At 53.5% G+C, this 9,496-nt stretch carries 9 protein-coding genes; 7 read left to right on the top strand and 2 right to left on the bottom strand.

Going from position 1 to position 9,496, the window contains the following annotated elements; translation table 11 throughout:
• From HUU59_12985 to HUU59_12970, 4 genes are all read left to right on the top strand, one after another.
• On the top strand, positions 1–408 hold a 408-nt coding region (locus tag HUU59_12985; protein NUO20353.1), incomplete at its 5' end, for a hypothetical protein.
• Between the two features lie 30 nt (positions 409–438).
• Complete coding sequence (locus tag HUU59_12980) at positions 439–738, top strand: hypothetical protein (GenBank protein NUO20352.1); 300 nt, start codon at positions 439–441, stop codon at positions 736–738.
• A 122-nt stretch (positions 739–860) separates the two neighbouring features.
• The gene (locus tag HUU59_12975; GenBank protein ID NUO20351.1) at positions 861–1,436 is read left to right on the top strand and encodes an RNA polymerase sigma factor; all 576 of its coding nucleotides are present in this window, start codon (positions 861–863) and stop codon (positions 1,434–1,436) included.
• Complete coding sequence (locus HUU59_12970; GenBank protein ID NUO20350.1) at positions 1,436–2,404, top strand: T9SS type A sorting domain-containing protein; 969 nt, start codon at positions 1,436–1,438, stop codon at positions 2,402–2,404. The genes HUU59_12975 and HUU59_12970 overlap by 1 nt, the downstream gene beginning before the upstream one ends.
• An 80-nt stretch (positions 2,405–2,484) precedes the next feature.
• Here HUU59_12970 and HUU59_12965 read toward each other — a convergent pair whose 3' ends face one another.
• Together HUU59_12965 and HUU59_12960 are read right to left on the bottom strand one after the other, a co-directional pair.
• Positions 2,485–4,206 carry a T9SS type A sorting domain-containing protein gene (locus tag HUU59_12965; GenBank protein NUO20349.1) on the bottom strand — a complete coding sequence of 574 codons (1,722 nt, stop codon included), beginning with the start codon at positions 4,204–4,206 and terminating at the stop codon, positions 2,485–2,487.
• A gap of 163 nt (positions 4,207–4,369) precedes the next feature.
• Positions 4,370–6,433, bottom strand: coding sequence for a tetratricopeptide repeat protein (locus HUU59_12960; GenBank protein ID NUO20348.1), 2,064 nt, complete (start codon positions 6,431–6,433; stop codon positions 4,370–4,372).
• Between the two features lie 263 nt (positions 6,434–6,696).
• Here HUU59_12960 and HUU59_12955 point away from each other — a divergent pair, with 263 nt between their 5' ends.
• The 3 genes from HUU59_12955 to HUU59_12945 all read left to right on the top strand — a co-directional run bounded on the left by HUU59_12955 (position 6,697) and on the right by HUU59_12945 (position 9,494).
• Positions 6,697–7,797, top strand: coding sequence for a nitronate monooxygenase (locus tag HUU59_12955; GenBank protein ID NUO20347.1), 1,101 nt, complete (start codon positions 6,697–6,699; stop codon positions 7,795–7,797).
• A gap of 89 nt (positions 7,798–7,886) precedes the next feature.
• The gene (locus tag HUU59_12950; protein ID NUO20346.1) at positions 7,887–8,567 is read left to right on the top strand and encodes a metal-dependent transcriptional regulator; all 681 of its coding nucleotides are present in this window, start codon (positions 7,887–7,889) and stop codon (positions 8,565–8,567) included.
• Positions 8,568–8,582: 15 nt separating this feature from the next.
• Positions 8,583–9,494 carry a zinc ABC transporter substrate-binding protein gene (locus HUU59_12945; protein NUO20345.1) on the top strand — a complete coding sequence of 304 codons (912 nt, stop codon included), beginning with the start codon at positions 8,583–8,585 and terminating at the stop codon, positions 9,492–9,494.
• The last annotated feature ends 2 nt before the right edge of the window (positions 9,495–9,496 follow it).

Raw genomic sequence — 9,496 nt, 5'->3', positions numbered from 1 at the left:
GACTATTGGGGCCTGCGCTTAAAGGGCGTTGCGATTGGCGCAGGCGGCCCTGATTCTCTGCCGCGTGTGATTGAGTTCATGGAACGCGCCGTCAAGTCAAATCCCAGCCGTCCCGATACCTATCTCTATCTCGGTTTCTATTATAAACAACTTGGTCAGGATGAGAAAGCTATCGCAGCGTTTGAAGCCGGAGCGGTCTGCGATCCCAACGATAAAATCATCCGTGATTTTCGTTTGACGCACTATGCTACGCATAAGCAGGCGGAGCAATATTTCGAGCTCGTGCCGACGGCATTGCCGAAAGCTCCGCTCGATTTGGACGTCACGCTCGCCGCGGATGGCAGCAAGCTTTCTAAAGATGTTTTCAAAGGCCACTACTCGATCATTGAGTGCTGGACATACCTTTGACAAACCTGTGTGCAGCGGTCGCTGCCGCAGATGAATCAACTGAGTCTTGAAAACAAACTCCCGTTCCCGCTCTATGCCTTCCACACCGGTGGTGAAATCAAAGAGGCCAAAGCGCTGATAGACAGCACCGATTTCAACGGCAACCCGTGGTCGCTCAACTTCGTTTGGAGCACACAGCACTTCTCCGATCAATTCGGCGGCATCTCCGAACACCCGCGCTACTACTTAATCGATCCCGATGGCGAGCCGTGCGCAGTCTTCAACAACCATCCCGACAACACAATTGAAACGTTGGTATGGCTAAAAGATCAGGTCGAATCGAGAAGGTAGGGGCGGCAGGCATGCCGCCCGTGTATTGCACAATTGCTCAAAAGACCGAGGCCACACCTCGGTCTTTTGCAACTTCGGACTGGCTTCCGGGTTCTTTACTATGAAGCCACCATGGAGCCTGCATGAATTCAGTCAGTTTTGAAGAGATTTACGACCGCCATTACAACGACGTCTGGCGCTATCTTCTGCACATCTCGGGAGATACGGAGACCGCGCTTGAACTCACTGCGCAGACTTTTTTCCGTGCCTTTCGGGCTTGGCCGAAATTCCGCGACGAGGCTCCGGCTAAGGTTTGGCTGCTGCGGATAGCTGTAAACGAGTGGCGGCGAGAATTGCGGAAGCGACAGATTCAGCGCGTGATTCCGTTTCCGAAGACTTGGTGGAACGAGTTCGGTGAAATCGAATGCAATGCGGTCGAAGTCGAAGCCGTGAATGTAGAGATCGAGCGCAACGAATCCTATCAATTTTTGCAGGCCGCGCTCAAAAAACTTCCCGAAAAATACCGCACGCCGATTGTGCTGCAATATTTTGAATATCTATCGTTAGATGAGATCGCCGCCATCCTCGGGCGGCCGGTCGGCACGGTGAAATCCCTGGTTCATCGTGGCATCGCCAAACTTCGTGAGGATCAGGGCCTGCGCGAAGCACACAGCGATATCATCCTCGAGGCAACTCGAATTTCAGTGGAGAACAGATAATGGATAACTTCGAAAAGAGACTCGAAAACGTTCAAGCGCCCGGCAATACGGTGGAATCACATCGTGACGCATTGCGCAATAGACTCAAAACTGCTCCGCGCTCAACGCGGACTCGCAGCTCGATGCTTGCACTGAGTGTTTTGTTTGTCATCGGCATTTCCGGTTTGACGATCGCCAATCCGAATTGGGTGAGCGACGTGGTGAAGATTGTCACGCACGAATCACACTTCACCTCCGCCGACGGTAAGCAGGAGTATCACATCAAGACGATGGAGATCGAAGGCCCGGCGGATTCGGTGGCGCAGAAGCTTGCGCAAATGAAAGCGGACGGCCAAGTGGGAGACTGGACTCTTGATCCGGCCGATCCCGCGAATCTGGAAATGCTGAAGAAGGACGGCGCGAAGAAAATGGTCATCGTCGAAGCCGAAGTCACTGACAAGGGCGACGGCAGCGGCCCGCTGGAACGGCAGATGATTATCGAGAGTCGTGACGGCGCGAATTTGATGCTGGGTCAAGAGACGGCCGGTCAGCATGAGAAGCAATTAATTATCGAGAGCCGTGACGGCGGCAAAACGTTTACGGTGAATGGCAAACCGGTGACGGCCGAAGAGCTTGCGCAGATTCAGGCACAGCACGGCATCGTGCAAAAGATGATTGAAACGGACGGCGGCGTTTCAACGATTGAATCCGCACCGGAAATTGCGGCGACATTTGAGCTAAAGCAAAATTATCCGAATCCCTTCAACCCGACGACGCAAATTCCGTTTGAGTTGAAAGAAGGCGGCAATGTCACAATGAAGGTTTACGATTTGACAGGCCGCGAAGTCGCCACGCTTTTGAACGGCTATCAATCCGCAGGTTCGCACACCGTAACCTTTGACGGCTCAGGTTTATCATCGGGCACCTATCTCTACAAGTTAGACGTCAACGGCAACCAATTCAGCCGCACGATGATTCTGATGAAGTAGGGGCGGATGGCAATCCGCCCGCGTTCAAAAAAAAGCCGAGGCAATCACCTCGGCTTTTCTGTTCTGCAAATTGCGATTCTCTATTTCAGCAGTACCATCTTTCTTGTCTGAGACAAGCCGTTGCGTTCGAGACGATAGAAGTAAATACCGCTTGGCATAAGTGAAGCATCCAGTTTCACGGCGTGAACACCTTCACCCGTGCTGCCATCAACCAACACAATCATCTCCCGTCCGCTCAAATCGTAGACAGCGAGCTTCACCAGTCCCGGCTCGTTAATGGAAAACTCAATCGTCGTCTCCGGGTTGAATGGATTAGGATAGTTTTGCAAAAGAGCGAATTCTTCGACGATCTCGGGATTGGCACGCGGCGTGGCTTCCGCGTCGGCCAGCCAGCTTCGCTCGCCGTCTATGGCAACCTCATAGAGCGAGTAATGATAAATATGACCGTTTTGAACGTCACTATCCGCATAGGCGTACAGGGATCCGGTCGGGGAATTCGTCGCGGCGATTCTCGCCATTTGCGCGCCGTCGCGTTCAATCTCAAAGCTCTCCACATCTGACTCCGAGCCGGTTGCCCACGACAGCAGAACTTCGCCGTCTCTGGCTTGCGCGCTGAAACTCAGAAGCTCGACCGGCAGGAATCCTTCCAATCTGACGCACACATAACCCGCGCCTTGTCCTTGTCCCTGCCCCAAAATCACATTCTGCCAATATGGCACTTGCTGTCCGATGATGTTCGGGCTGCCCGGATGCAGCACCCAGCCGTTGGGATCGTATAGCGCGGAGGCTGGTGGCGCAAGATTTGTCTCGCAAGTTTCGCATCCTTCAGACACACTCACAATGGGCGGACGGCTTGGATTCAGATCCGGCCCGAACACACGAATGATTCTGTAGCCGCCGAAAAATACCAGCTCACAGGAGGACGAGACGTCGAATGGATCAAGGTCGATCGGGTTTGGAGAGTTGTTCGTGTTGCAATCACGAATTCTGTACTGGTAGTCCAACCCAATGCCGTCATCAAAATACGTTTCCACTGTGACATGCACATATCCCGGACCAAGTTGCGTGCAATTGCAGCGCGAACCATAAAAGCAGCCGGGCTCTTCTTCATTCAGGTTGTCCGAAGCTTCGCAGATGTCATTGCTGCAGAATGCTGTGCCGATGTACTGATGCGGCTGCGATCCGCCGCCGCAAATCAGAAATTTCCACGTGCTCGCATAAGGCAGATACACCAAAAAGTGCTGATCCGCTCCATCGGAGAAGCAGCAATCATCACGGTTATCCGTTGTACCGCTGAAGTCCGTGGGCGCGAATACAACTTCCGGCACGCAGTTGCCGCCCACATAATTGCAAGCTCCCAGGGAAATGAGCCAGTAGTATGCTTCAATAAACCCGGCAGTCTCGGCACCCAGATGGATATAATAGGTCACTCCCGGTTCAGAGCACCAAGTTGCGTCCGCGGAAGAAGTGTTGATGTGACAGAAAGTCGCGTCGTTACCGCCGACACAGATCAGATTCGAGCAGTCGCCTTTGAAGACCTGAAGCGCATGGTCGCCGCTGCCATCGTTGTCGCAGGTGGAAAATCGCAGAGTGGTTCCATTTCCAACGACCGCGAACCAGATTCCGTTTTGAGGAGCAGCTTCATTACATGCCGGAGGGGCGTCTGTCGTGGCACCGGTCGTGTTTGCCACGCCGGACGAGGGGATTGCAAGTGATAGAGCTTGAGCGCAGTTATCCTGCGCATGAATAGCTAATGACTGACCTGCACTAAGGATTAAAAATAAAATCATTACATAGAACATGACTATACTCCTTTACTGTTAAGCTGCATATATCGCTAAGTTATGGCGAGTTATCGACAGATACAAGCAATTCTCCCGATTATATTTGAAATTCTCGCAGTGATACGCCACAATGAATAAAGCCGAGGCAATTGCCTCGGCTTTTCCTCTGTTTCTTTGCGTGTCACCAGTTCAGTCTTCGCAGCAGTGCGTCAAGCGTGTCGGCCTTCCACTTGATGGAGTCATTCATGATTTGAATCTTGTCGAGCTCGCGGGATTGCCGGACGGCTTCGTCTATGTCGCCTACCTCAAGCGCAAGAAAACCCTTTTGCACGCGCGCGGGCGCATAGGCCGGATAACGCTCGATGGCTTCGGCATAGAGCGAATCCGCCACTTTCGGAAAGTCCATCATCAATACATACTCCGCCGCCCAGAACAGCCATTCCGGATCGCCGGGATCAAGCTTGTGCGCTTCGAGCATGGACGTGTACGCTCCCCAATAGTCCTGAGACGCGGCCTGCAGTCTGGCGCGCGCCACCCACAAATCTCTCACGTTCAGACTTTTCAAATCAGGGATTTCCTTGTCAAGCAGCGCAAGCGCCGCCGAATCGCCCTGCGCGTGCTGCACACTGTCGAGTTTCGCATAGAGCGTATCAAGCTTCGCTCCGGAGAGACTGTCGGGCGGTGCAACACCGGCGCGTTCAAATTCAATGCGCGCCTGATCAAAATTTTTCGTTGCCCACAGCGCGTTTGCCAATCCCAATCTCGCGGGCTGAAACTCGGAGTCAATCGCCAGCGCGCGCGAGAACATCGCCATCGCCTCCGTGTACATGTCATAGTGGAGCGCCATCGAGCCGACGTTGGCGAAATCCACACGCGGATAAACTTGAAAGGACGCGGTCTTTGACGGCGCGTTGGCAATCACGAGCACGAGCAGATAGACACCGAGTGCGGCAGCGACCTGCACGGACTTCTTCTCCCGAAATCCCTGAATGATTCCGGCAATGCCTGCTCCTGCCAGCGGCAGCAGAATCAGCAGCAGCGGAAATCGGTATTCGGAGGACGAGAAGAAGATGAGAATCGAGAGCAGATAGCCGGCGGTATAAAGCCCCATGAAGCGGAGCCGTTTGCGCATCGGCCAGAAAAGCAGCACGCCGGCGAAGGCAAGCGGCAGCAAGATTCCCCAGCGAACGGGCAGGAAGTTGACGGTCTTGTTGGCCAGCAGCATGCCGCGAAAAGAGAAGTTGTTGGCAACCTCTTCGTTTCGCATTGTCCACCAGATTTTCTTCAGCAGCACTCCCACCCATTCGAGCTTGTCCTCGAACACATCCCGCAGCGCCATCTCCTGCCAGAATTTTGCAGACTCGGTGAGAGTGACTTCCCGGCCCATTCGGCGCGATGCTTCCTTGCGGTAGCCTTCGGCTTCATCCTGCGCGGCGAAGTTTTCGACAAAATCGAGCGCGTCATAGACACCGGTTGCGCCGTCGCGATTGCCGATAAAGAAGTTCACGCCGCCTGACGCGGTGACGAAAACCGGGCTTCCGCCTTCGCGTGCATTACGCAGCGACATCGGCAGATGAACGACAATCAATGCCACAAGAAAGGAGACAAGATAGATTGGCTTGCTTTCAAGCTTCCAAACTTTCCAGCCGATATAGAGAAGCAGAAAGACTGCAAAAAGCAGAACGGACGGCCGCGCTATAGCCGAGAGTGAACACACTCCGCCCGCCAATGCCCATGCCCACCAATTCTTAAACTCATCTTCCGCCAAGCCGCCGAATTGAATTAACAAATAGAGCATGACGGCATTGAGAAATAGAATCCACGATGCGGACAGAATCATGCCGTCAAAATAGAGCCACGGTGCATAGAGGATTCCCAATACTCCGGCAAACAGAGCCGCACTGTTGCCGAACAGCCTCCGTGTGAGCATTACGACCAGCAGGAATGTCGCGCAGGACAAAAACATCTGCACGACAAGAATGATTTGCGGCGAGATGTCGCCCGTCAAGCGCAGAATCCAGCCAATGAACTGAGCGTAACCGGGTCCGAGCCAAAATGGGCCGGGGGGATGGCCGCCACCCTGCGACAATTGATAACCCCATTTGAAATAGGTTTCGCTGTCGAGGACGGGGATTTTGGTAACGATGGAGTCCGCCATTTCCTGATAGGCAATATAGCGAACTGTCGCAAACAGTCCGGTGAGCAGCAAGAGCAGCCCGTTGAAGTGTTTTTCGAGTAAAGACATAGGCCCTCCAGCCTGTGTTTTAGACAGGCAATTTGCGCTGGCTCGAAGAAACAAGCTTTGCAAACGGATTGTGAACCAGCGATTACGCGAAGCTACACTATTTTGTCCCCGGAATCAAGGGTAACTCCCAGTTGGAATATACAGATGATGCCCTGTTCTTGTGGCACCTGGAATATAAATGTTAGAGCATTGACACTTTCGGCGAAGTTTAGTATATTTGTAAGCTTAATCATTTACTGTACCTGCGGAGATAGACGTCAAACATGTCCAAACAGTTACCCCCACTCCACATCGGTGACCTTGTTGCCCGAGTACCCATTATACAAGGCGGCATGGGAGTGGGCATTTCGATGTCCGGTTTGGCCGTTGCTGTGGCGAATCAGGGAGGGATTGGCGTGATTGCGACCGCCGGTATTGGCATGGGTGAACCGGATTTCTATCGAAATTATGCTGAGGCAAATGTGCGGGCGCTGCGCAGAGAGATTCAGAAGGCGCGCGCGTTGACTTCCGGTGTGCTTGGAGTCAACATCATGGTGGCGCTGACGAATTTCGCTGATATGGTGAAGACTTCCATCGAAGAAGGGATAGACATCATCTTCTCGGGAGCAGGTTTGCCGTTGAATCTTCCGCGATACAAGACGAGCGGCGACCGTACGAAGCTGGTTCCGATTGTTTCGTCGGGGCGTGCCGCGGCGATGTTGTGCAGGCGCTGGCTCGAAAAATATGATTATTTGCCTGACGCTTTGGTGGTCGAGGGTCCGAAGGCGGGCGGACACCTTGGCTTCAAAGAGGAACAGCTTCGGGATCCGAACTATGAGCTGGAGAATCTTGTTCCCGCAGTCGTGACAGCCGTCCAACCTTATGAAGAATCAGTCGGCCGGAAGATTCCTGTTATTGCGGCGGGCGGAGTGTACGCGGGTGCTGACATAAAGAAATTTATGGAGCTTGGTGCATGCGGCGTGCAGATGGGGACGCGCTTTGTCGCAACGGAGGAATGTGACGCATCACGCGAGTTCAAACAGACCTACGTGGACGCGCGGGAGGAGGATATAACGATTATTCACAGTCCCGTGGGGATGCCGGGACGTGCTATCCGGAATTCGTTCGTGGATGCGATGAACCGGGGAGAAAAGGAGCCTTTCCGTTGTCCCTATCATTGTATCATTACGTGTGACTATCAGAAGAGCCCCTATTGCATTGCGCTGGCCTTAATGAACGCGAAGAAGGGAAACCTTGCACATGGATTTCCCTTTGCGGGGGCGAATGCATTCCGGGTGAACAAGATTGTCAGTGTCAAGGAGCTCATTGACTCGCTGATTTTGGAGTTTGAATCCGCCTGGGAAACGTCCCTGCACACGATATAGACAGTCCGTGTGATTAGTGCCCTGATTTTCAGAATCCGGGCTTTTGTTTGTTCCGGCTTGACTTTCGGTGAATTGAGTTGTATATTTCGATGAATCGAATTAAGAAAAACAATGTGATGAATATGCTTTCCAGCGCCGCAGAGGATTGTTTATTATTGTCTTATCGCTTTTCAGAGCGGGGGGAGGAGCTGTCAATCTCTACGCTGGCTCGCGGCTTAGGGGTCGGGGATTCTACGGTTACGGCCATGATTCAGAAGCTCGCCAAGTTGAAGCTCGTGAACCATGTGCCGCGCCGGGAGATCAGCCTGTCGGAATCCGGTGTGGTGCTGGCTCGCAATCTGATCCGGCGGCATCGGCTGATCGAGACCTATCTCCATCAGAAGCTCGGCTACACCTGGGACGAGGTCCATCTCGAAGCCGAAAGCATTGAACATGCCGTCTCGGAGAAGTTCGTGGAGGCGATTGACCGCGAGCTTGGTTTTCCGCAATTCGATCCGCACGGCGATCCCATTCCGACCCGCGAGAGTGCGCACGACAGCCGTAAACTCAAGCGGCTTTCCGAAATGGGTGTCGGGGACCACGGAAAAGTTGCCCGCATCGTTGAAGGCAAGCCCGACGCGCTGCTCTACCTTTCCAGGCTTGGCATCGGACTGGGAACGGATGTTGAAGTCACGTATGCACCCGCGCAGGATGAGATTGTGCACATATCCGTTGAGGGAGTGCAGCGCACTCTGGGCGCGAATGTCGCAGCAAACATTATGGTGGAGTAACCTTTGACGAAAACAATATTGAAAACAATTGCGCTCACGCTGTTGTCCGTTCTGCTTGTGTCATGCAGCGGCAAGTCAGGTGCACCGTCACAGAAATTGAATGTCGTTTGCACCGTAGGCATGATCACCGACATAGCACGAACGGTCGCCGGGGACAAGGCCGATGTGACCGGGTTGATGGGTGCGGGCGTTGACCCGCATCTCTATAAGGTAAGCCACGGTGATGTGGAGAAGCTTTCAAACGCCGACCTTGTGCTCTATAACGGGCTGCATTTGGAAGGCAAGATGGCCGATGTACTGGTGCAAATGGCGCGGGAGCGAGCCGTGGTTCCGGTCACACGCGATATTCCGGATTCTCTATTGCGCGAACCGCCGGAATTTGACGGACACTATGACCCGCATGTGTGGATGGATCCGCTGCTCTGGTCGTACTGTATTCACACGATTGCGGATGAGTTGACGAAGCTGCGGCCGCAGTTTGCAGAGGAATTCTCTCAGCGCGCGGATTCATTGGTATCCGTCTGTCAAATGATACATCAGGTGGGACGCTCGCTGTTTGACAGCATTCCGAAGGAGCAGCGAGTGTTGATTACGGCTCATGACGCATTCGGCTACTTCGGCAGAGCCTTTGACGTGGAAGTGCACGGCTTGCAAGGCATTTCCACGGCCACCGAATATGGCGTGGCGGATGTCACGAATCTTGTCGAAATGATAACGACGCGCAAGGTGCGCGCAGTGTTTGTGGAATCGAGCGTACCGACGAAACCCCTTGAAGCGGTGATTGCGGGATGTCAATCACGAGGCCATGAAGTGAAAATTGGCGGGACGCTGTTCAGCGACGCCATGGGCGAGCCGGGAACTCCCGAAGGAACCTATCCCGGGATGATTCGCCACAACATCACGACGATTCACGAAGCATTGAAATAATC

Source organism: bacterium, assembly GCA_013360195.1.
Classification (GTDB): Bacteria; Electryoneota; RPQS01; order RPQS01; family RPQS01; genus JABWCQ01.
Note: the sequence above shows the minus strand (reverse complement) of the source record. Positions and strands in the feature narration are given on the sequence as shown.